The organism is Mesorhizobium sp. HAY1-8B, from assembly GCF_056868045.1.
Genome location: NZ_CP200321.1, coordinates 1379512 through 1401409, shown reverse-complemented (window position 1 = coordinate 1401409; position 21898 = coordinate 1379512). Strand labels below are relative to the sequence as shown.

At 63.5% G+C, this 21898-nt stretch carries 17 protein-coding genes and 1 pseudogene; 8 read left to right on the top strand and 10 right to left on the bottom strand.

Annotation, left to right across the window (positions count from 1 at the left end):
* Positions 1-4 precede the first annotated feature (4 nt).
* On the bottom strand, positions 5-457 hold the full coding sequence (locus AC1VON_RS06955; protein ID WP_483121150.1) for a hypothetical protein: 453 nt from the start codon (positions 455-457) through the stop codon (positions 5-7).
* 157 nt (positions 458-614) lie between these two features.
* On the opposite strand from AC1VON_RS06955, the gene AC1VON_RS06950 reads away from it, so the two are divergent.
* The 4 genes from AC1VON_RS06950 to AC1VON_RS06935 all read left to right on the top strand — a co-directional run bounded on the left by AC1VON_RS06950 (position 615) and on the right by AC1VON_RS06935 (position 6201).
* The gene (locus tag AC1VON_RS06950) at positions 615-1997 is read left to right on the top strand and encodes an aspartate aminotransferase family protein (protein WP_483121148.1); all 1383 of its coding nucleotides are present in this window, start codon (positions 615-617) and stop codon (positions 1995-1997) included.
* Positions 1998-2008: 11 nt separating this feature from the next.
* Entirely contained in the window at positions 2009-3409 is a 1401-nt protein-coding gene (locus AC1VON_RS06945) for a glutamine synthetase family protein (RefSeq protein ID WP_483121146.1), read from the top strand.
* Positions 3410-3496: 87 nt separating this feature from the next.
* Positions 3497-4732 (top strand): putative DNA modification/repair radical SAM protein, encoded by a 1236-nt coding sequence (locus AC1VON_RS06940; RefSeq protein ID WP_483121144.1) that lies wholly within the window; start codon positions 3497-3499, stop codon positions 4730-4732.
* A 2-nt stretch (positions 4733-4734) separates the two neighbouring features.
* The gene (locus AC1VON_RS06935) at positions 4735-6201 is read left to right on the top strand and encodes a UdgX family uracil-DNA binding protein (protein ID WP_483126281.1); all 1467 of its coding nucleotides are present in this window, start codon (positions 4735-4737) and stop codon (positions 6199-6201) included.
* A 9-nt stretch (positions 6202-6210) separates the two neighbouring features.
* Here the strand turns inward: AC1VON_RS06935 and AC1VON_RS06930 are convergent, their stop codons facing one another.
* The 4 genes from AC1VON_RS06930 to AC1VON_RS06915 form a co-directional block, all read right to left on the bottom strand.
* Positions 6211-7476: a glycerate kinase type-2 family protein gene (locus AC1VON_RS06930; RefSeq protein WP_483121142.1), complete on the bottom strand. Its 1266-nt coding sequence runs from the start codon at positions 7474-7476 to the stop codon at positions 6211-6213.
* Positions 7473-7976: a heme-degrading domain-containing protein gene (locus tag AC1VON_RS06925; protein ID WP_172347325.1), complete on the bottom strand. Its 504-nt coding sequence runs from the start codon at positions 7974-7976 to the stop codon at positions 7473-7475. Before AC1VON_RS06925 ends, AC1VON_RS06930 begins: the two co-directional genes overlap by 4 nt.
* A 77-nt stretch (positions 7977-8053) precedes the next feature.
* Positions 8054-9367 (bottom strand): guanine deaminase, encoded by a 1314-nt coding sequence (gene guaD / locus AC1VON_RS06920; RefSeq protein ID WP_483121140.1) that lies wholly within the window; start codon positions 9365-9367, stop codon positions 8054-8056.
* 2 nt (positions 9368-9369) lie between these two features.
* Complete coding sequence (locus AC1VON_RS06915; RefSeq protein WP_056569160.1) at positions 9370-10587, bottom strand: urate hydroxylase PuuD; 1218 nt, start codon at positions 10585-10587, stop codon at positions 9370-9372.
* Between the two features lie 162 nt (positions 10588-10749).
* On the opposite strand from AC1VON_RS06915, the gene AC1VON_RS06910 reads away from it, so the two are divergent.
* The 3 genes from AC1VON_RS06910 to AC1VON_RS06900 all read left to right on the top strand — a co-directional run bounded on the left by AC1VON_RS06910 (position 10750) and on the right by AC1VON_RS06900 (position 14046).
* Positions 10750-11670, top strand: coding sequence for a LysR family transcriptional regulator (locus tag AC1VON_RS06910; RefSeq protein ID WP_483121139.1), 921 nt, complete (start codon positions 10750-10752; stop codon positions 11668-11670).
* Between the two features lie 121 nt (positions 11671-11791).
* Entirely contained in the window at positions 11792-12802 is a 1011-nt protein-coding gene (locus tag AC1VON_RS06905; protein ID WP_483121137.1) for an LLM class flavin-dependent oxidoreductase, read from the top strand.
* Positions 12799-14046, top strand: coding sequence for an LLM class flavin-dependent oxidoreductase (locus AC1VON_RS06900; protein WP_483121135.1), 1248 nt, complete (start codon positions 12799-12801; stop codon positions 14044-14046). Before AC1VON_RS06905 ends, AC1VON_RS06900 begins: the two co-directional genes overlap by 4 nt.
* 11 nt (positions 14047-14057) lie before the next feature.
* On the opposite strand, the gene AC1VON_RS06895 is transcribed toward AC1VON_RS06900, so the two are convergent.
* From AC1VON_RS06895 to uraH, 5 genes and pseudogenes are all read right to left on the bottom strand, one after another.
* Positions 14058-14894 (bottom strand): PhzF family phenazine biosynthesis protein, encoded by an 837-nt coding sequence (locus AC1VON_RS06895; RefSeq protein WP_172347330.1) that lies wholly within the window; start codon positions 14892-14894, stop codon positions 14058-14060.
* Between the two features lie 92 nt (positions 14895-14986).
* Positions 14987-16023 (bottom strand): annotated as a pseudogene (gene xdhC / locus AC1VON_RS06890) (xanthine dehydrogenase accessory protein XdhC).
* Between the two features lie 62 nt (positions 16024-16085).
* Positions 16086-18431: a xanthine dehydrogenase molybdopterin binding subunit gene (gene xdhB, locus AC1VON_RS06885; RefSeq protein WP_483121134.1), complete on the bottom strand. Its 2346-nt coding sequence runs from the start codon at positions 18429-18431 to the stop codon at positions 16086-16088.
* Positions 18431-19912 (bottom strand): xanthine dehydrogenase small subunit, encoded by a 1482-nt coding sequence (gene xdhA / locus AC1VON_RS06880; protein ID WP_483121133.1) that lies wholly within the window; start codon positions 19910-19912, stop codon positions 18431-18433. The genes xdhB and xdhA overlap by 1 nt, the downstream gene beginning before the upstream one ends.
* Before the next feature lie 3 nt (positions 19913-19915).
* Positions 19916-20290, bottom strand: a complete 375-nt coding sequence (gene uraH, locus AC1VON_RS06875) for a hydroxyisourate hydrolase (protein ID WP_483121131.1) — start codon at positions 20288-20290, stop codon at positions 19916-19918.
* Positions 20291-20473: 183 nt separating this feature from the next.
* Here uraH and puuE point away from each other — a divergent pair, with 183 nt between their 5' ends.
* Positions 20474-21892, top strand: a complete 1419-nt coding sequence (puuE, locus tag AC1VON_RS06870; RefSeq protein ID WP_483121130.1) for an allantoinase PuuE — start codon at positions 20474-20476, stop codon at positions 21890-21892.
* Positions 21893-21898 lie beyond the last annotated feature (6 nt).

The window sequence follows — 21898 nt, the reverse complement described above, 5'->3', positions numbered from 1 at the left end:
GCGATTACTCGGCGCCGCAGGAAACCTTGCCGGTCAACTCCGCGGTCTTGCCATCCTTGTCCTTGTCGGCGGTGCTGTCATAGACGGCAAGCGTGTACTGGCCGTCATAGACGCCTTCGTCGCTGGCCTTGGTCAGGATCGTCAGTTCGACTGAATCGAAGGTGTCTGCGACCTCGTGCTCGTGGTAGATGTTCAGCCGTAGCTCCTTGCCGTCCAGCCAGTACTGGGTCAGGTTGGAATCCTCGAACGCCGTCTTGCGCAATCCATCGCCAGCCGGCCTCGCCTTGATTTCGAGATCGCCACGAAAGTTGAAGGTCGGGCCGCCCATGCCCCTGGTGACGCCGGCGCCGACGTCGAATGTCACCGCCGTATCATCGACGTTGCACCAGATGCCGCCGGAGGCGAAGGCCGGGACCGCCGACGATAGAAGCACTGTCACACAGATGATCGTCCGCATCCTTGGCCCCCCACACCAATTCCCGCTCATATTGGCACTGACTTCGACAGCACGGTCAAGCGGCGCTGCCAGACGCTGAGCCAATGCAGAACAGACGCGCGGCCAATTGCGGTTGCGGATGTTGATTGGCTAAGAGGGGCCAGCCAAAGGGGTTTCCATGCACAGCAGCGACAGTTCAACGACGTCCATCGGCGGCATCAGCCGGGATCGCATCGCGCAAATGCGCGACACCGAGGGGGCGGCCTTCCGCGCGGCGCGGCCGAAATCGCAAGCCAAGGTCGGCAATGGGTTGCCCGGCTTCTTCGGCGGCGTGCCGATGCACTGGATGAACGACTGGCCGACACCGTTTCCGATCCTGGTCGACAGAGCCAAAGGCGCCACGATTACCGACATAGACGGCAACAGGTTGGACGATTTCTGCCTTGGCGACACCGGTTCGATGTTCGGCCACTCGCCGCCACCGGTGGCGCGCGCCATCCGCCGCCAGGCCGGACGCGGCCTGACCTACATGCTGCCTTCGCAAGACGCGCTTGCCATCGGGCCGCTGCTGCAGCAGCGCTTCGGCCTGCCGTTCTGGCAGATCGCGACCACCGCGACCGACGCCAACCGCTTCGCGCTGCGCGTTGCCCGCGCTGTGACTGGCCGGGAAAAGATCCTGGTCTTCAACGGCTGCTATCACGGCTCGGTCGACGAGACGATGGTGCGGCTGATCGACGGCAAGCCCGTCAACCGGCCCGGGCTGGCGGGCGAGTTCCGCGACCTGACCCGCACGGCCAAGGTCATCGAGTTCAACGATGTCGCCGCGCTGGAGGCAGCGCTCAAGGACAGAGACGTGGCATGCGTCATAGCCGAGCCGGTGCTGACCAATTCCTGCATGGTGCTGGCCGATCCCGGCTTCCATGACGCGTTGCGCAGGCTGACGCGCCAAACCGGTACGCTGCTGTTGATTGATGAGACGCACACCATCTCGACCGGCCCCGGCGGCTATACCAGGAAATACGGGCTCGACCCCGACTTCTTCGTGCTGGGCAAGCCGATCGCCGGCGGTGTGCCGGCAAGTGTGTGGGGCATGAGCGAGGAGGTCGCTTCCCGCTACGCCGACTACAACCGGACGAAGGAGCCCGGCTATTCCGGCATGGGCACGACGCTGTCGGCCAACCCGCTGCAATTCGCCACCATGCGCGCCACACTCGAGGAGGTGATGACGCCGGAGAATTATGACCGCATGGATCATCTCGCCCGGCGTCTGGATGCCGGGCTGACCGGGGTGATCGACCGCTACCGCCTGCCCTGGCATGTCGCCCGTGTCGGCGCCCGCGTCGAGTTCATCTGCGCACCCGGCCCGTTGCGCAACGGTGCGGAGGCGGAAGGCGCACACGCGCCGGAACTGGAAGCCGCCATCCATGTCGCGTTGGTCAATCGCGGCGTGCTGATCGCGCCCTTCCACAACATGATGCTGATCTCGCCGGCGACCACAGGCACCCAGGTGAACCGGCTGATCACCGCCTTCGGCGCGGTTGCGGCAAAGCTTGCGACATGAGACAAGCGGCCATGGACAATGCCATCGTGACCTCGCCTTCGGGCTCCTCGCCCACCGAGGCGCAAGCCTTTCTCGACGCCCATCCCGAGATCGAAGCCTTCGATATCGTGCTGACCGACGCCAATGGCGTCGGCCGCGGCAAGATCGTGCGCCGGCATGAACTTAAAAGCATTTTCGAGGGCGGCCGGCACATGCCGATCTCGATCCTCGGCCTCGACATCACCGGCGAGGATGTGCACGAGACCGGGCTGATCTGGACCACAGGCGACGGCGACCTCCGGGCCTGGCCGATTCCCGGCACGCTGGTGCCGCTTTATGGAACCAGCCCGCCGCGCGGCCAGGTGCTGATGGCGATGTACCATCTCGATGGCCAACCCATGTCTTCGGATCCGCGGCTGGCGCTGGCACGGCAGGTCGATATCCTCGCGGCCAAGGGCCTTTATCCGGCCGGTGCCTTCGAACTGGAATTTTTTCTCCTGGCCAACGAGCGCGATGCCGACGGCAAGGTGCAGCCGGCGCGTGCCGTGCTCGATGGCCGCGTCTCGGGCAAGACGGAGGTCTATTCCGTCGACCATCTGCACGGCATGGAGCCGCTGTTCTCCGACATCTATGCCGCGGCCAAGGCGCAAGGCATTCCGGCCGAGACGGTTATTTCCGAATATGCGCCGGGCCAATACGAGTTGACGCTGAACTACCGCAAGGACGTGATGCGGGCGGCCGACGACCTCGTCATGCTGAAACGACTGGTGCGGGCGCAGGCGCGCCGCCATGGTGTCACCGCCTGTTTCATGGCCAAGCCGATCGAGAAATATGCCGGCTCGGGCATGCATTTCCATGTCTCGCTGCAGGACAAGGCCGGCCGAAACGTGTTTGCCGAGGCCGGCGGCGAGAGCTGGTCACTGCCCTTGCTGCAAGGGCTCGGCGGCCTGATCCAGACGATGGCGGAATCGATGCTGGTGTTTGCGCCGCATGCCAATTCCTGGCGGCGTTTCGTTTCGCAATCCTATGCGCCGGTGGCGCCGACCTGGGGGGTCAACAACCGCTCGGTGGCGCTGCGCGTGCCAGCTGGCGACGCCAGGAACCGGCGGATCGAGCACCGGCCGTCCGGCGTCGACGCCAATCCCTACCTGATCGCCGCAACCGTGCTCGCCGGCATCATCAAAGGCCTCGATGAAGGGCTCGACCCCGGCCCCGAAACGACTGGAAACGGCTATGAAGCGGCCGTCACGCGTACGACGATGCCGGCGGATTGGCGCGCGGCGATCGAAGCGGCCAAAGCCTCCAGCTTCCTGAAAGGCGCGCTCGGCGATGACCTGCACCGCACCTTCGTGGCAATCAAGCAATCCGAATATCTGCGCGTGGCACGCACGGTCAGCGAACTGGATTATCATCTCTACCTGCATGAGGTCTGATGGCTGAGTGACCCGGCGGCGATCACTTTTTCGCCGCCTATGTCAAATGAGGTAGCGCGGCAGCCTATCAGAACATATCATGAACATATGAGCGCACTCACTGTTCGTGAAAAACTTGCGATCCTGTCCGACGCCGCCAAATATGACGCTTCCTGCGCCTCTTCTGGCTCGGCGAAAAAGGATTCGCTGACATCCGGCGGCATCGGCTCCACGGAAGGGATGGGTATCTGCCATTCCTACGCGCCGGACGGGCGCTGCATTTCACTCTTGAAAATCCTGCTCACCAATTTCTGCATCTATGATTGCAGCTATTGCATCAACCGTTCGTCCTCGAATGTGCGGCGCGCCCGCTTCAGCATCGACGAAGTGGTGAAGCTCACCATGGATTTCTACCGGCGCAACTACATCGAGGGCCTGTTCCTGTCGTCAGGCGTCATCCGCTCGCCTGACGACACCATGGGGGAGATGGTCGAGGTGGCGCGGCGGCTGCGGCTGGAAGAGAAATTTTCAGGCTATATCCATCTGAAAACCATTCCGGAGAGCTCGGCGGAACTGGTCGAGAAGGCCGGCCTCTATGCCGACCGGCTGTCGATCAATGTGGAGCTGCCGACGGACGAGAGCGTGAAGAGGCTGGCGCCGGAAAAGAAGCCGGAGACGATCCGCCTTTCCATGGCGAAGTTGCGCCAGAAGATGGAGGAGAAAGCCGAGCCGACACTCCGGACCAAAAAGCGCGAACGCTTTGCTCCCGGTGGCCAGTCGACGCAGATGATCGTCGGCGCCGACAAGACATCCGACGACGGCATATTGCATACCAGCGCCCGGCTCTATGGCAGTTATCATCTGCGGCGCGTTTATTACTCGGCCTTCAGTCCGATCCCGGATGCATCGTCGTCCCTGCCCTTGCAGAAGCCTCCATTGATGCGTGAGCATCGCCTTTACCAGGCCGACTGGCTGATGCGGTTCTACGGCTTCTCACAGCCGGAGATCCTGGCCGGCAGCAGCGACGGCATGCTCGATCTCACCATCGATCCAAAGCTCGCCTGGGCACTGCGCAACCGGGGGCGGTTCCCAGTCGACATCAACCGTGCCGACCGCGAAGCGCTGCTGCGAGTCCCCGGTCTCGGCACCAAGGTGGTGGCGAAAATCCTGGAAACCCGCCGCCATCGGCGCATGCGGCTCGAAGATGTGGGACGGATTTGCCAGTCAATCGCCAAGCTCAGGCCGTTCATCATCGCCGAGGGCTGGTCACCGGGAGCGCTCACCGACAGGCTGGGCTTGCGCGGCAAGATCGTGCAACCTTGCGAACAACTGGCGCTGTTTTGACCATGCGGCCGGCCGAGTTCAACCTGGCACGGTATAGTGTGCAGCTCGACAGCGAGACCGATTTTGCCGGCTGGCGCGACGCGGCACGGCGGATGGCGTTGAACGAGGTCCGGCCAGAAGACATCAGCTGGCATGTCGTATCCAACTCGGACCAGGGCCAGACGGACTTGCCAGCCATCCCCGCGGGTGCGCAGCTCGTCGTGCCACGCGACTTCATCGCGCGTGCCGAAACCGCCTTCTGCCATTCCGACCCCGGCCGGTTCGCCTTTCTTTACCGGATGCTTTGGCGATTGCGCACGGAGCCGAAGCTGCTGTCGATCGCATCGGATCCCGATACCAGGCGGCTTGAAGCCATGGAAAAGGCGGTGCGGCGCGACAGCCACAAGATGCATGCCTTCGTTCGCTTCCGAAAGATCGGCGACGGCGACGAGGAGCGCTATGTCGCCTGGTTCGAGCCCGATCATTTCATCGTTGAACGCAATGCGGATTTCTTCGTCAGGCGCTTCACCGGCATGCGCTGGACGATCCTGACCCCTTACGCCTCCGCCGACTGGGACGGCGACAGGCTGGCCATCGGACCGGGCGCCGCCAAGGCCGATGCCCCGGCTCAAGACGACACCGAGGCGCTGTGGCGCACCTATTTCGAGAACATCTTCAATCCGGCACGGCTGAAGGTGAAAGCCATGCAGAAGGAGATGCCGAAGAAATATTGGCGGAACCTTCCCGAGGCCTCGCTCATTCCAGATCTGATCGCAGGAGCGGACAAGGCCGCCAAGGATATGATCGCGAAGATGCCAACGACACCGGCGCCGCACCACGCCAAGGTGCAGGCAAAGCATTGGCCGAAGCGTGAACCAACGCAGACGCCTGAAGATGACGACGCCAGAAGCATTTCAGTGTTGCGCGAGGCCGCGAAAGGCTGCCGCCGCTGCCCGCTCTGGCGCGACGCGACGCAGACGGTGTTCGGCGATGGGCCTGATAATGCCAAGGTCATCTTCGTCGGCGAACAGCCCGGCGACCAGGAGGACCTCGCCGGCAAACCTTTCGTCGGGCCGGCTGGCAAGGTGTTCGATTCGATACTGGACGATGCGGGCGTCGATCGCCAGAAAGTCTACGTCACCAACGCGGTGAAACACTTCAAATTCGAGCCGCGCGGCAAGCGCCGTATCCATTCCAAGCCGAATGCCGGCGAGGTGCAGGCCTGCCGCTGGTGGATCGACAGGGAATTCGCGCTGATCAAGCCGGAGCTTGCCGTGGCGCTCGGCGCAACGGCTGCACTGTCATTGCTCGGCAAGGCGATCCCGGTGACAAAAATGCGCGGCCAGGTCATCGAACGCGAGGACGGCTTGCGGGTCTTCATCACCATCCACCCGTCCTTCATCCTGCGCATCCATGAGCCGGCGGAGAAGGAAGCGGAGCGCGAACGGTTCCTACACGACATGAAGCAGGTGAAGCGGCTGATGGCCTGATCCGTTTGCCTAGCGGACGAGAATTGCCCTCAAATCGTTGACATTCGTCCCGGTCGGGCCAGGCACGAAGAGGTCGCCAACCGCATTGAACGCGGTCCAGGCGTTGTTACCGGCCAGCATCGCCTTGGCGTCGACGCCGGCCGCTCGCATGCGCTCCACGGTCGAGCCGTCGGCGAAGGCGCCGGCATTGTTTTCAGAGCCGTCGATACCGTCGGTGTCGGCTGCCAGGGCGTGAATGCCCTCCACGCCGTTGATGCCGATAGCGAAGGCGAGCAGGAATTCCGAGTTGCGGCCGCCCTTGCCCCTGGCGCGCAGCGTTACCGTGGTTTCGCCGCCGGACAGGATCAGCACCGGCTTGTGGAAAGGCCGGTCGCGCGTCGCGACTTCGCGCGCGATCGCGGCATGAACTCCACCAACCTCACGCGCTTCGCCCTCGATAGCATCGGAGAGGATGACGGCTTCGACGCCTTGTCGCTTCGCTTCCACTGCTGCTGCTTCCAGCGACACGCCAGCCGAGGCGATCAAGTGAACCTCATTGCGCGAAAAGCGCAGATCGCCGGGATCCGGCGCATCGGCCGCCGGCGAATTGATATGCGCCATCACCGAGGCCGGCAGGTTCATGCCATAGGCCGATATCGAGGCCAGCGCGTCTTGACGGCCGCCAGTATCCGGCACGGTCGGGCCGGAGGCGACAAGGGCCGGATTGTCCCCGGGAATGTCGGAGACAACCAGCGACACCACCTTGGCCGGCCATGCGGCGGCGGCCAGCCGGCCGCCCTTGATGGTCGAGACATGCTTGCGGATGGTGTTCATCGCCGCGATCGGCGCTCCGGAGGCGAGCAGCGCCTCGTTGACGGCGATCTCGTCGGCCAGCGTCAGGCCGGCGGCCGGCGACGGCAGCAGCGCCGAGCCGCCACCGGAAATCAGCGCCACGACCAGATCTTCCGCGGTCAGCCCCTGGACCTTTGCAAGCAGCCGCCGTGAGGCCTCAAGGCCGGCGGCGTCCGGCACCGGATGCGCCGCCTCGATGATCTCGATGCGCTCGCATTTGGCCCCATAGCCGTAGCGGGTAACGACCAGCCCTTCGATCGGGCCATCCCAGACTTTCTCAAAAGCCGCCGCCATCTGCGCCGAGCCTTTTCCAGCGCCGATGACGATGACGCGGCCTTTAGGCTTCGCCGGCAGATGGTCCCGGATGGTCCGCTCCGGATCGGCGGCAGCAACGGCGGCTTCGAAGATGGAGGTGAGAAAGGCCTTGGGATCGAGCACGGTCATTCAGATTCCGAAGGTAATGCCAGCCCACGCCTGTCGATACCGAGATGGCCGCACAGCGCATCAACCACAACGCCGTGATCCTCGCGCTCCGGCAGACCGGACACAGCAATCACGCCAATGACTCCGGCGCCCTTGACGGTGACCGGAAAGCCGCCGCCAGCGAGCACATAGTCCGAAATGTCAAGGCCTTCGCCGACCTTGAAGGTGCGGTCGGGGCGCTGCTGCTCCAGCACCATGCGATAGGTGCTTCTGAGGAAGCGCCTGACGACATTGATCTTGCGCCGCGCCCAGTCGGGATTGGAAGCGTTCGAACCAGGCATCGCGGCGTAAAACAGGGGCCGGTCCCACAGCCTGATGTCGACGATGATGGGAAGGTTTTCGGTGATCGCACGATCGCGGATCGCGGAACCGATCTTGAAGGCAACCGCCTCGTCGAAGGCGGAAAAGACAAGGGTTTCTTCCTGTCTCCTGATCAGTGCGATGTCGTCAGCAACGGCCATGTCGTTCCCCTGTCAACTTCGCCGCACGCTTTGACCTATGGCTGCCGCCGGGTCAAGCAAGGACCGCGCCTAACGTTCTAACTCGTCATGTCGCTCTTGGCAGCCCGCCCTGCAACATAGACCTCGCGCACGGCGCGGTCGTCGCCCAGCGTCTGCAGCAGAAACAGTTCCTGCGCCAGCGTCTGCGCCGTTTCCATCCTGAGCCGCATCGCCGGCGTCGCCCTGGCGTCGAGCACGACGATGTCGGCATCGGTACCTTCGTCCAGCGTGCCGATCCTGTCGGCCACCGATAGTGCCTCGGCATTCCCGCGCGTGATCTGCCAGAAAGACTGGAACGGGTTGAGCTTCTCGCCGTTCAGCGCGATCACCTTGTAGCCTTCGTCCATGGTGCGCAGCATGGAGTAGTTGGTACCGCCGCCGACATCGGTCGCGGCGGCGATCCGGAGGGCTCTGTCGCGCGTGCGGTAGCGCTGATAATCGAACAGGCCGGAACCGAGGAACAAGTTCGAGGTCGGGCAGAACACCACCACGGAGCCGCTGTCCGAAAGCGCGTCCGCCTCACGCTCCGACAGATGGATGCAGTGGCCGAACAGGCTTTTCTTGCCCAGCAGCCCGTAATGCTCGTAGACATCGGTGTAGTCGCGCGACCAGGGGTAGAGTTCCTGGGTGAAGGCGATCTCGGCGTGGTTTTCCGACAGATGCGTCTGCATGTGCAGGTCGGGATGCTCGCGACAGAGCGCTCCGGCCATCTCCATCTGCTCCGGCGAGGAGGTGATCGCGAAGCGCGGCGTGATGGCATAATGCTGGCGCCCCTTTCCGTGCCATTGCGCGATCAGCGCCTTGGTGTCGTCATAGCCGGATCGCGGCGTGTCGAGCACGCCGTCGGGTGCATTGCGGTCCATCATCACCTTGCCGGCGATGTTGAGCATGTTACGGTCATGCGACTCAGCGAAGAAGGCTTCCGCCGAGGCCTTGTGCACCGAACAATAGGCGACCACCGTAGTCGTGCCGTGGCGGACCATTTCGTCGAGGAACAGGCGCGCTATGCGGCGGCCGTGCTGCGCGTTGGCGAATTTCGTCTCTTCCGGGAATGTGTAAGTGTTCAGCCAGTCGAGCAGTTCAGCGCCATAGGACGCGATGATCTGCATCTGCGGGAAATGCACATGTGTGTCGATGAAGCCCGGCAACAAAAGGTGCGGCCGGTGGTCGATCTTCCTCGTACCCTCGCCGGCCTGCTTCTCGACTTGCGCATAGGTGCCTGATGCGACGATCCTGCCGTCACGGATCAAAAGCCCGCCATCTTCCTCGTAACGCCAGGCCGAATGGTCATCGATGGTCCGCGGCCAGCGCACGAAGGACAGCGTGCGGCCGCGCAGAAGTGTCGAGGTCATGCCTATTTCCCCGCGCCTTCGAACCAGGCCACCAGCAACGCCCGTTCCTTGTCTGATATCTGCGAGACATTGGCGGGCGGCATGGCGTGGCTGCGGCCGGCCTGCAGATAGATCTCGCGGGCGTGGTTGGCTATGTTGGCGTCGGTATCCAGCATCACGCCCTTGGGCGCGTGGTAGATGCCTTCATAGACCGGTTCCTGAGCATGGCACATCGAGCAGCGGCCGAGCACGGTGTCGCGTACCGCCGGGAAATGCGCCGAGGCGATATAGACTTCCGCCGAAGCGGATGCCTTCGGTTCGCCGGTCAACACCTTCGGCACGGTCGACAGCCAGATGATGATGATGAACAGGACAAGGGCGCCCAGCCACGTCCAGTGCGGATTGCCGGCACGCTTGTGCACGGTGTTGAAATAATGCCGGATGAGCACGCCGATGATGAACACCAGCGAGGCGATGACCCAGTTGAACTGCGTGCCGAATGCCAGCGGGTAGTGGTTCGACAGCATCAGGAACAGGACGGGCAGCGTCAGATAATTGTTGTGAAGCGAGCGTTGCTTGGCGATCTTGCCGTATTTCGGATCGGGCTTGCGGCCGGCGATGAGGTCGGCAACGACGATCTTCTGGTTGGGAATGATGACCATGAAGACGTTGGCTGACATGATGGTGGCGGTGATTGCGCCCAGATGCAGGAAGGCGGCGCGCCCGGTGAACAGGTGGGTGAGCCCCCAGGCGATGAACACCAGCACGCAGTAGAGCACCAGCATCAGGCCGGTATCGCTTTTTCCAAGCGGCGAACGGCAGAGCAGATCGTAGACCACCCAGCCGACGCCGATCGTGGCCATGGACAAGAGGATGCCGACCGGCACCGACATCGGCAGCACATTGGGATCGATCAGGAACAGATCGGCCCCGGCATAGTAGACCACGCACAGCATGGCGAAACCGGACAGCCAGGTGGCGTAGGATTCCCATTTGAACCAGGTCAGATGCTCGGGCATCTCGGCCGGTGCAACCAGATATTTCTGGATGTGGTAGAAGCCGCCGCCATGCACCTGCCATTCCTCGCCGAAGGCGCCGACAGGCATGCCGGGACGCTGGCGCAGGCCGAGATCAAGCGCGACGAAATAAAAAGACGAGCCGATCCATGCGATGCCGGTGATGACATGCAGCCACCGCACGGCGAAGCTCAGCCAGTCCCAGAAAATCGCGAAATCCATCATTGAAGTCGTCCCTGCCGATGACGCGACTTTACGGTGTAGCACGCAAACGGAAAGAGGCGAGGTGTACGATGACTTTCAAAAAAAAATGGAAAATACTAGGCTAGACCCACGCAGCAGGATGGGAGCCGCCCGAAGGCGGCCTCAGGAAAGCCACGGAACCGCATGGCCTATCTCGACAACATCGCCGTCTTCGTCCGCGTCGTCGAACTCGGCAATCTGTCGGCGGCCGGTCGCGACATGCGCATTTCGCCGGCGGTCGCTTCCAACCGCATCAAGGAACTGGAGAAGCATCTTGGCGTGCGGCTGTTCAACCGCACGACGCGGCAATTGATGCCGACCGAGCATGGCACGGTTTTCTACTCGGGCGCCAAGCAGGTGCTGGAGGCGATTACCGAAGCGGAGGCCGCGGTGTCGGCCCTGTCCGGCCAGCCGCGCGGCACCATTCGCGTGACGGCGCCTCTGGGACTCGGGCGCCGGCTCGTCGCCTCGGGCATTCCCGATTTCCACGATAAATATCCCGATATCGAGGTGCGGCTGAGGCTGTCGGACCACAATGTCGACATCATGAAGGAAGGCATCGATGTCGCCTTCCGGCTTGGCATCATCGAGGATTCCAGCCTCCGGATGCGCGGCATCATGGAATGCGAGCGTGTGCTGGTGGCGGCGCCGAAATATCTCGAGGCGCGCGGCGAACCTGTGGAGCCGCAGGAGCTGGTCGGCAAGAAGCATGACTGCCTGATGCTGCGCTATTCCGGCGCGCGCGAATATGTCTGGACCTTACAAACGCCTACCGGGCCGCAGAAATTCGAAGTGCACGGGCCCTACGACACCGACGATGGCGACGTGCTGACCGGCTGGGCGCTGTCCGGGCGCGGCATCATCAACAAACCGCGCTTCGAGGTCGAACCGTTCATCCGCGACCGGCGGCTGAAGGTGATCCTGGCCAACACGCCACCGACGCCGGTACAGTTCGCCGCCGTCTATCCGCACAAGAAGCTGCAGGATCCGAAAGTGCGGCTGCTGCTGGATTTCATGGCCGAGCGCTGCCAACGGCTGATCAACGACATTCTTGCCGGCAAATGATGGCTGACTGGAACCAATTGCTGGCCGGCAAGTGAGCGGCAGTTGGCCCAGCGTCAGCGGTTGCCATCGCTGCGAGCGGCGAACATAGTCCCGGCTCCATTTCGTCTCGCAGGAACCATCGATGGACAACGGCGCCACAATGCATCTTGCCGTTTCGCTGTTGCCGGGGACTTCCGACCTAACGGGTGAACCGGAATTCCCCCGCCTTGTCAGGTTTGTGCAGCAAGCCGAAGCGGCGGCGCTGGACATGGTGCTGCTTGCCGATTCCGCCCCGGCTTCCCACAGCGGTACAGTGAACAATCCGATGCCCTTCGAAGCAACGACTTCACTCGCCGCGCTGGCAACGGTGACGAGCCGGATCGGACTGGTCGCGGCAGCCTCGACAGTCACCCACCAGCCCTACAATCTGGCGCGCCGTTTCGCTTCGCTCGACATCATCAGCCATGGCCGCGCCGGCTGGAACGCGACGATGACGCGGAGCCCTCGCGAGGCCACGAATTTCAGCCGGCCGGAAGGATTTTCCGACACCGACTTTCGCCGCCGCAGCGAGGAATATATCGGCATCGTTCAAGGCCTGTGGCAGGGCTGGGATGCGGATGCGCTGTTGTTCGACAAAAGCGGCGGACGCTTCCATGATCCCGAGAAAATGCACCTGCTCGACCACAAGGGCGAGTTCTTCTTCGTGCGCGGGCCGCTGAACGTCGCGCGTTCGCCGCAGGATACGCCGGTGCTGGTGCTGTCAGGCCTGTCCGAGCCCGATCTGGATATTGCGGCCCGCACCGCCGATGTCATCTTGCTGGAGAGCGGGTCGGTCGAGAGCGCGAAAGTACGCTATGATGATCTGAAGCGTCGCGCCACGGCGGCTGGGCGCGATCCGGACGCTGTGAAGGTGCTGACGAATATCTCGCTCGCCCCCGATGACAGCCCGGCCACCGTGGCCGATAGGCTGGAAACCCAATTTCGCGCCAAAAGCTGCGACGGATTCAGCATCCATTTGTCACAGCTTTCGGTATTCGACGATTTCTTCAAGCGTGTCGCGCCGGAGTTGCGGCGCCGCGGCCTGTTTCGAGAGACCTATCGCGGGACAACGTTACGCTCGCATCTCGGATTGGCCGGCGGAGGTGAGCAATGACCGCGCAGATGAAGCTCGGCGTCTTCCTGTGGGCAACAGGCCACCACATCGCCGCATGGCGCCATCCGAAGTCCCATGTCACCGCCGGCATCGACATCGACCACTACATCCAGCTGGCGCGCACGGCGGAAGCAGCGAAGTTCGACATGATCTTCTGCGAGGACGCCGCCGGTCTGCGCGAGGCCAATATCGGCATCGCCAGCCAGACGTCGCGCTCGATCGGCTTCGAGCCGATCAGCCTGCTGTCGGCGCTCGCCGTCCAGACCAGCCGCATCGGCCTCGTTTCCACCGCCTCGACGAGCTACAACGAACCCTACGGCCTGGCGCGGACGTTTCTGTCGCTCGACCATCTCAGCGGCGGCCGTGCCGGCTGGAACCTCGTCACTTCGGCAAGTCCCATCGAAGCCGCCAATTTTGGCGCGACGGGTCTCAAGCCCCATGCCGATCGCTATGAACGAGCGCGCGAATTCGCCGAGGTCGTCACCAGCCTTTGGCACGGCAAGGCTTCCGGCCATGCCGGCCAGAGCTTTTCGGTGCGCGACCCGCTCGACCTGCCGCGCTCGCCGCAGGGCGCGCCGGTCATGGTCCAGGCCGGCGCCTCGGATGTCGGCCGCGATCTTGCCGCCCGCACCGCCGACGTGGTGTTCACGGCGGCGCAGACCTTCGAGGAGGCCAAGGCCTTCCACGACGATCTCAAGGCACGCATGGCTGCCTATGGACGTGAGCCTGACGACATCAAGATCATGCCCGGCGTCTCGCCCGTGGTGGCGGAAACCGAGGCCGAAGCCCGAGAGAAACACGAGGAATTGCAGGAGCTCATTCCCGACGATGTCGGCGTGACGCTGCTCTCCAGCTATCTCAGCATCTCCGATCTGTGGCGTTACCCGATCGACGGGCCGCTGCCCGAACTGCCGGAGAGCGAGGGCATGAAAAGCCGGCAGGCTCTTGTCGTCGAACAATCGCGCCGCGATGGCCTTACTATCCGCCAGCTTGCCCGCCATTTCGCCGGCGCGCGCGGCCATTGGCGCATTGTCGGCACGGCGGCGCAGGTCGCCGACGAGTTGCAGGCACGGTTCGAGGGTGGTGCCGCCGACGGCTTCAACGTGATGCCGTCTTATTTCCCGGGCGAGCTCGATGCCTTTGCCACGCTGGTCGTGCCGGAACTGCAGCGGCGCGGTCTGTTCCGCCGGGACTATGAAGGCCTGACGCTGCGCGAGCATCTGGGTTTGAAACGGCCGGCCTGAGCCGGCAGCTTCTATGCTTCATCCATCATGCGGGCCGTGCCCGAAACCCTGATCGAGCTGCCTGTCTCGCGCGAGATATCGGCGTGCAGGCGCGAGCGCATGCCCATGTCCTCGCCTTGCACGACATCGATCGCGCCGCCATGCGGCCAGCCGATGTCGCGCAGATAGCCGGCGAAGGCCGCCGTCGAGGCTCCCGTCGCCGGGTCCTCGTAGACCCCGCCGGAGGCAAAGGGATTGCGCGTGTGGAAAAGCCGTGGCGTTTCGGCATAGGCAAGCAGGATCGTCACCAGCCCTTCGCCCCGCATCAAGGCCTGGCCGGTTTTCAGATCGTAGCGCATGGCGGCCAGTGCCTCGCGCGAGTTGAGGGCCAGCACAAGGTGGTTCGCGCCGCCATGGATCAGCGCCGGCGGAATCGCCGGATCGAGATCGGTCGCGGCATAGCCGAACAGCGCCAGCGCCCCGGCGATGAGCTTCGGCGGCGCCGGCTTGCTGCGTGTCGGCGGCGACTGCAACGCGGCGGCGATCGTCGCACCATCGCGAAAACCCTCGACGGTGATGCTGGCCTGGTTGAGGATCAGCGGGAAAATCCCATCGCCGAAACGCCGGACAAGGGCGGCCCCCAAGGCGATAGTGGCGTGACCGCAGAAGGGAACCTCGGTTTCCGGCGAGAAATAGCGAACCCGCCACTTGTCCCCATCCGGCGCGGCAAAGGCGGTTTCCGAGAACCCGACCTCCGCTGCCAGACGCTGCATCTCGCCCGCATCGGGCAAGACGTCGCCTATCAGGACCCCGGCAGGATTGCCGCCGGTGTTGCCATCCGAGAAGGCCGCGATTTTCAGAACGTCCATCTATCCTCACCTCATGCAGGAACGCCGGGTGGATACCGCAAATGCACTTTTCCTGCGATTGAAAACAAGGCAGGCCAACGAGCAGCCTTTGGCTAACCGGCCATGACCTTGTCCTGCTGGGCCTGACGGTTGGCATTTGAGGGCGCGTTGTGCACCACCAGCGCCGTCATGATCTCGGCGGCGGCAAGTGCTGCGATGACTGGCGGACGCTTGTCCTTGACGGCATCGCCACCGATCGGCGAGACGAGGCGGGAGAATTCGGCTTCGCTGCCTTCAGCCGACTTCAGGAACCAGTTCTTGAACGTCGCTTTCTTGGTCTTCGAGCCGATCATGCCGACATAGGCAGCGTCGTTCCGTTTCAGCGCCTCGGCGACGATCAGGAAATCCAGTGCGTGGTCGTGGGTGAGGATCGCGAAGGCCGTGCCGGCGGGGGCGTGTCGCACCTCGGCCTCGGGCATCGGCGTTAGCCGCGTCTCGACGGTTTCCGGCATGTCTTCCAGCGCCTCGGCCCGTGTCTCGATGACGACGCCGTGCACGGGAAGGAGCGCGATCGTCGACGCCAGCGCCTGGCCGACATGGCCACCGCCGAAGATGTAGACGTGCGGCAGATGCGCTTCCTCGGCTTCAGCTTCGGCAATCAACCTCTGTTCGATTGCCCTGTCGATCAGGCGGATCAGCACCTCGACGCGGCCCCCGCAGCACTGGCCAATCTCCGGTCCGAGCGGAACGTCGAGGGTGGCGGCGAAGCCGCCGGGTGGAGTCCGCGCGACAGTGCTCGACGTCCTTGCGGTGCCTTCTGGGAGGCCCCCCTCTGGCCGCTTCGCGGATTGCCCTTCGCCATGGCTCCGGGCGCTCGTCGCTGAAAAAGCCAAATCGTTGGCTTTTTCTCGGCCTTCGGCCGACTGCTCCTCTCCCCCTCAAGGGGAGAGAAGAGCATCTGCCGGGCCTTGTCGATGGCCATGTATTCGAGCTGGCCGCCGCCGATCGTGCCGAAGATCGCCGTTTGCGAGACGAGCATGAAGGCGCCCTTCTCGCGCGGCGTCGAGCCTTTGGTGCCGGCCACCTCGACCAACGCGACCCGGCCGGCGCTGGCGAGAAAGGCTTTCAGGCTTTGCACTTTCAAATTCATCGTTCGCATTCCCGTGCGGGAAACATAGGGTTTTTCGGCCTGGATTGCACGTTTTGCCGGATTCAGGCCTTCGCCTCGCCTTTCAGCCGCTCGATCGTCATCAGCACGCGCTCCGGCGTTGCCGGGGCATCGAGACGCGGACAGATCCTGTGATCAGCGACGCTGGCCACCGCATCCGACAGCGCGTGCAGCACCGACATGCCGAGCGGAAAGGGCGGCTCGCCGACCGCCTTGGAGCGGTGGATCGTCGGCTCACTCGCTTCCGGCCAGTCGGCCAAGGTGACGTTGAAGATCTTCGGCCGGTCGGAGGCGAGCGGGATCTTGTAAGTCGATGGCGCATGGGTGCGCAGCCGGCCCTTGTCGTCCCACCACAGTTCCTCGGTCGTCAGCCAGCCCATGCCCTGGATGAAGCCGCCCTCGATCTGGCCGAGATCGATGGCGCGGTTCAGCGAACGGCCGGTCTCGTGCAGGATATCGGTGCGCTCGACCACATATTCGCCGGTCAGCGTATCGACCGAGACTTCCGAGCAGGAGGCGCCGTAGGCGAAATAGTAGAAGGGGCGGCCCTCGCCCTTGTCGCGGTTCCAGTGGATTTTCGGCGTCTTGTAGAAGCCCGCCGCCGAGAGCTGGATGCGCGCCATATAGGCCTGCTTGACGAGATCGGCGAAGGCGATCTCCTGGTTGCCGATGCGCACCCGGTTGGGCAGGAACAGCACCTGATCGCGCGATACCTGGTATTTCTCGGCGGCGAAATCGGTCAGCCGGTCCTTGATCTGGCGGGCGCCATTCTGTGCCGCCATGCCATTGAGGTCGGAACCGGACGATGCCGCGGTGGCCGAGGTGTTGGGGACCTTGCCGGTGGTGGTCGCGGTGATCTTCACCTGGTCGAGATCGATCTGGAATTCTTCCGCCACCACCTGCGCCACCTTGAGATAGAGCCCCTGCCCCATCTCGGTGCCGCCATGGTTCAGATGCACCGAACCATCGGTATAGACATGCACCAGCGCGCCGGCCTGGTTGTAGTGCGTGGCGGTGAAGGAAATGCCGAACTTGACCGGCGTGAGCGCCAGGCCGCGCTTGATGAAACGGCTGTTGGCGTTGAAGGCCGATATTTCGCGCCGCCGCCGTACATAGCTGGCGCTCTCCTCGAGGTCGGCGACGATGCGCTGGATGATGTTGTCCTCGACCGTCTGGTGGTAGGGCGTGATGTTGCGGTCGCTGGTGCCATAGAAATTCTTCTTGCGGATCTCGAGCGGATCCTTGCCGACCGCGAACGCAACCTCGTCGATGACACGTTCGGCGCCGACCATGCCTTGCGGGCCGCCGAAGCCGCGGAAGGCCGTGTTCGACACGGTGTTGGTGTAGAGCGGCGCCGATTGCGCGTGCACGGCCGGCCAGAAATAGGTGTTGTCGCAATGGAACAGCGCGCGATCCGTCACCGGGCCTGACAGATCCGACGAGAAGCCGCAACGCGCGGCGAACATGAAATCGACACCGAGAATGTTGCCCTCGCCGTCGAAGCCGACTTCGTAGTCGACGAGGAAATCGTGACGCTTGCCGGTGGCGATCATGTCGTCGTCGCGGTCGGGCCGGATCTTGACGGCGCGATGGTGTTTCTTGGCGGCGATGGCCGCGAGCGCGGCAAACTGGTTGCCTTGCGTTTCCTTGCCGCCGAAACCGCCGCCCATGCGGCGGATCTCCACCGTGATGGCATTGCTGGGTACGCCCAGCGCATGGCTCACCATATGCTGGACTTCGCTGGGATGCTGGGTGGAGGAATAGATGGTGACGTCCTGATCCTCGCCGGGAACGGCCATGGCGATATGGCCTTCAAGGTAGAAATGCTCCTGGCCGCCGACGCGCATCTTTCCCTTCAGCCGGCGTGGCGCCGCCTTGATCGCAGCGGCGGCATCGCCGCGCTTCAAGGTAAGCGGCGGCGTGACCAGCTTGTCCTTCCTCGGATCGAGCTCGCCAATGTCGGTGACGAAGGGCAATTCCTTGTACTCGACCTTGGCCAGCCTGGTGGCGCGGCGTGCCTGTTCGCGGGTTTCGGCGATAACGCAGAAGATCGGCTGGCCGAAGAATTCGACCTTGCCGTCGGCGAGCACCGGCTCATCGTGCCGGCCGGTCGGCGAAATGTCATTCTCGCCCGGCACATCCTTTGCCGTCAGCACATCGATGACTCCGGAAGCGGCGCGCACCGCCGAAAGGTCCACGCGGGTGATGGTGGCATGCGCGGCGGCCGAGAGCCCGAGGCAGCCATGCAGCGTACCTGCCGGTTCCGGCATGTCGTCGATATAGACGGCGGTGCCGCTGACATGCTTGTGGGCGGAATCATGCCGCTGATCGGTGGCAACGCCGCCAGCGATCTTCTCGGCCTTGAGATTTGACGTGGCATGCTTGTTCATCAGGCAGCCTCGTTGCGTGACACCTGGAATGGTGCCCTGGTGCCGGTGGTTTCGACGAAGAAGCGCAACAACAGGTTTTTCGCGGCCAAAGCCCGGTATTCGGCTGACGCCCGCATGTCGGTGAGCGGGGTGAAATCCCTGGCGTATTCGGCCATCGCCGTCTCGACCGTCTCTTCGGTCCAGGGCTTGCCGAGCAGAGCCTGTTCAACGAACGACGCCCGTTTTGGCGTCGCCGCCATGCCGCCATAGGCGATGCGCACGTCGGAGACCGTACCGTCCTTGGCCAGCGTCAGGAAAAAGGCGCCAAGGGCAGCCGTGATGTCCTCGTCGCGGCGCTTGGTGATCTTGTAGACGGCAAAGTTCGTGCCCTTGGCCGGAACAGGGACATGTACGGCCTCGACGAATTCGCCCGGCTGCCGGTCCTGCTTGCCATAGGCAATGAAGAAGGTTTCCAGCGGGATCGTGCGCCGCTTCTTGCCCTTGCGCAGCGTCAGCCGCGCGCCAAGCGCGATCAAGGGCGGCGGCGTATCGCCGATCGGCGAGCCGTTGGCGATGTTGCCGCCGATGGTGCCCATGTTGCGCACCTGTTCGCCACCTATGCGGTCGAACAGCGGCCCGAGCGCCGGGATGCGTTTGGCCAGGGTCGAGAAGGCTTCAGTGTAGGTGACGCTGGCGCCGATCGATATGACGTCCTTGTCCTCGGAGAGGGTGCGCAGCCCGTCGAGATTGCCGATGAAGATCACCGGCGAGATGTCGCGCATGTGCTTGGTCACCCACAGGCCGACGTCGGTGGAGCCGGCAACGACCGTGGCGCCGGGTTCCTTGTCCAGCACGGCGGCGAAGTCATCGACATTGGCCGGCACGATGAGACGCTTCTTGCCCGAGCCGATCTCGACACGGGCGCCGTCATGCATGGCTTCCAGCCTCGCCGTGATCGCCTTGCGCTCCACCGCCAGCGGATCTTTTGCCGACTTGCCGTAGCTGGAGACGGCGTGCGCCGCGCGCATGATCGCCTCATAGCCGGTGCAGCGGCAAAGATTGCCTTGCAGGGCCTTTTCGATGGCCGCGTTCGATGGGTCTGGAGACTTCATCCACAGGCCATAGAGCGACATGACGAAGCCCGGCGTGCAAAAGCCGCATTGCGAGCCATGGAGATCGACCATCGCCTGCTGGACGGGATGCAGCTTACCGGGCTCGCCGCGCAGATGCTCGACCGTCACGACATGAGTGCCGTCGAGCGAGCCGAGGAAGCGGATGCAGGCATTGACGCTTTCATAAACCAGCCCGCCGGCGGAGAGCTTGCCGACAAGCACCGTGCAGGCGCCACAATCGCCCTCGGCACAGCCTTCCTTGGTGCCGCGCAGCGAGCGGTCGAGCCGCAACCAATCGAGCAGGGTCGCGTCGGGTGCAACCGACGACAGCACGACATCCGTGCCGTTCAGGATGAAGCGGATTTCGTTTCGAACGGTGACCTTGGCCATGCCTCAGCTTCCTCTGTAGGTCGAATAGCCATAGGGCGAGATCAGCAAGGGTACATGATAGTGCACCGCCTCCGCCATGCCGAAGCGGATCGGCACGCTGTCCAGGAAAGCGGGCTCGGGCAGCTTTGTGCCCTGGCCGCGCAGATAGTCGCCAGCCGCGAACACCAGTTCGTATTCGCCGGTGCGGAACTCAGGGCCTACCAGCAGCGGCGCGTCGCAACGGCCATCGGCATTGGTTGCGACAGTCTTCAGATGTGTCCTGGCCGAACCGTCGAGACGATAGAGTGCGATCGACAGTCCGGCCGCCGGCTTGCCGGTCGCCGTGTCCAGTACATGGGTCGTCAGGCGCCCGCCATCGGCTTTCGACGTTTCAGCCATTGGCCGCCTCCCATCCAGGTACATCAGAACAACAGTGATGAATTGTGCGCCAATTAAAGGCGATGCATAAGTCCCGGTCGAGCGGAGTGCGACAAAAACACTTTCAAAAATTTTCGGGGGAATGCGAGAAGCACGCTTTCGATATCCTGATCACACTGCGGGCAATGCCCGGCGGGAGGGACGATGCGTTACGAAAGAGACATGCGCGGCTATGGAGCCAATCCGCCGGATCCGAAATGGCCTGGCGGTGCGCATGTCGCAGTACAGTTCGTGGTCAATTACGAAGAGGGCGGCGAGAACTGCGTTCTGCACGGAGACAAGGCGTCGGAAGCCTTCCTGTCGGAAATCGTCGGCGCCGCACCCTGGGTGGGCCAACGCCACTGGAACATGGAATCGATCTACGAATATGGCGCGCGGGCCGGCTTCTGGCGGCTGCTTCGCCTGTTCAGCGATGAGCAAGTGCCTGTGACCTGCTACGGCGTCGCCACCGCGCTGGCACGCTCGCCCGACCAGGTCACGGCCATGCAGGACGCCGGCTGGGAGATTGCTTCGCACGGGCTGAGATGGATCGATTACCGCGACCACAGCGCCGCGGACGAGCGCGGCGATCTCGAAGCGGCGATCAAGCTGCATTACGAGGTGACGGGCCAGCGCCCGACCGGCTGGTATACGGGCCGCACCTCGGTCAACACGGTGCGGCTGGTCGCCGAGGAAGGCGGCTTCGATTATGTCTCCGACACCTATGATGACGAACTGCCTTACTGGTTCGAGCATGCAGGCGGCACGCAGCTCATCATCCCCTATACGCTCGACGCCAACGACATGCGCTTCGCCACGCCGCAGGGCTTCAATTCGGGCGACCAGTTCTTCGCCTATCTCAAGGACAGTTTCGACACGCTCTATGCCGAAGGCAAGGCAGGACGGCCACGCATGATGAATATCGGCCTGCATTGCCGGCTCGTCGGGCGTCCTGGCCGGGTGGCGGCGCTTAAGCGCTTCGTCGACTATGTGAAGTTGCACGACAAGGTCTGGCTGGCACGGCGCATCGACATCGCCCGCCACTGGCAAGAGAACCATCCCTACAAGCCGGCGGCGCTCAGACCGTCGAAGATGGAATTCGAGACATTCGTCCACACGTTCGGCGGCGTGTTCGAGCATTCGCCGTGGATTGCCGAACGTGCCTATGAACTGGAACTGGGGCCGGCGCACGACACGGCAGGGGGTCTGCACAATGCGCTTTGCCGCGTCTTCCGTGCCGCCAGCGAAACCGAGCGGCTCGGTGTGCTCAACGCCCACCCAGACCTTGCCGGCAAGCTGGCCAAGGCCAAGCGGCTGACGGCGGAATCGACCCGGGAACAAGCCTCGGCCGGCCTCGACGCACTGACGGACAAGGAACGCGAGCTGTTCTCCAAGCTCAATGCCGCCTACGTCACCACCTTCGGCTTCCCCTTCATCATCGCGGTGAAGGGCAAGACCAAGGAGGAAATCCTGGCGGAATTCGAGGCGCGCATCGGCAACAGCCGCGGCGTCGAATTCGAAACCGCCTGCAAACAGGTCGAGCGCATCGCGCTGCTCCGCCTCAAAGACATGCTACCGCAATAGGTTTGA

Bases quoted from the DNA above. Each gene is read 5' to 3' on its own strand.
- AC1VON_RS06955 (WP_483121150.1), bottom strand. From the start codon at position 457: ATGCGGACGATCATCTGTGTGACAGTGCTTCTATCGTCGGCGGTCCCG.
- AC1VON_RS06950 (WP_483121148.1), top strand. From the start codon at position 615: ATGCACAGCAGCGACAGTTCAACGACGTCCATCGGCGGCATCAGCCGG.
- AC1VON_RS06945 (WP_483121146.1), top strand. From the start codon at position 2,009: ATGGACAATGCCATCGTGACCTCGCCTTCGGGCTCCTCGCCCACCGAG.
- AC1VON_RS06940 (WP_483121144.1), top strand. From the start codon at position 3,497: ATGAGCGCACTCACTGTTCGTGAAAAACTTGCGATCCTGTCCGACGCC.
- AC1VON_RS06935 (WP_483126281.1), top strand. From the start codon at position 4,735: ATGCGGCCGGCCGAGTTCAACCTGGCACGGTATAGTGTGCAGCTCGAC.
- AC1VON_RS06930 (WP_483121142.1), bottom strand. From the start codon at position 7,476: ATGACCGTGCTCGATCCCAAGGCCTTTCTCACCTCCATCTTCGAAGCC.
- AC1VON_RS06925 (WP_172347325.1), bottom strand. From the start codon at position 7,976: ATGGCCGTTGCTGACGACATCGCACTGATCAGGAGACAGGAAGAAACC.
- guaD (WP_483121140.1), bottom strand. From the start codon at position 9,367: ATGACCTCGACACTTCTGCGCGGCCGCACGCTGTCCTTCGTGCGCTGG.
- AC1VON_RS06915 (WP_056569160.1), bottom strand. From the start codon at position 10,587: ATGATGGATTTCGCGATTTTCTGGGACTGGCTGAGCTTCGCCGTGCGG.
- AC1VON_RS06910 (WP_483121139.1), top strand. From the start codon at position 10,750: ATGGCCTATCTCGACAACATCGCCGTCTTCGTCCGCGTCGTCGAACTC.
- AC1VON_RS06905 (WP_483121137.1), top strand. From the start codon at position 11,792: ATGGACAACGGCGCCACAATGCATCTTGCCGTTTCGCTGTTGCCGGGG.
- AC1VON_RS06900 (WP_483121135.1), top strand. From the start codon at position 12,799: ATGACCGCGCAGATGAAGCTCGGCGTCTTCCTGTGGGCAACAGGCCAC.
- AC1VON_RS06895 (WP_172347330.1), bottom strand. From the start codon at position 14,894: ATGGACGTTCTGAAAATCGCGGCCTTCTCGGATGGCAACACCGGCGGC.
- xdhB (WP_483121134.1), bottom strand. From the start codon at position 18,431: ATGAACAAGCATGCCACGTCAAATCTCAAGGCCGAGAAGATCGCTGGC.
- xdhA (WP_483121133.1), bottom strand. From the start codon at position 19,912: ATGGCCAAGGTCACCGTTCGAAACGAAATCCGCTTCATCCTGAACGGC.
- uraH (WP_483121131.1), bottom strand. From the start codon at position 20,290: ATGGCTGAAACGTCGAAAGCCGATGGCGGGCGCCTGACGACCCATGTA.
- puuE (WP_483121130.1), top strand. From the start codon at position 20,474: ATGCGTTACGAAAGAGACATGCGCGGCTATGGAGCCAATCCGCCGGAT.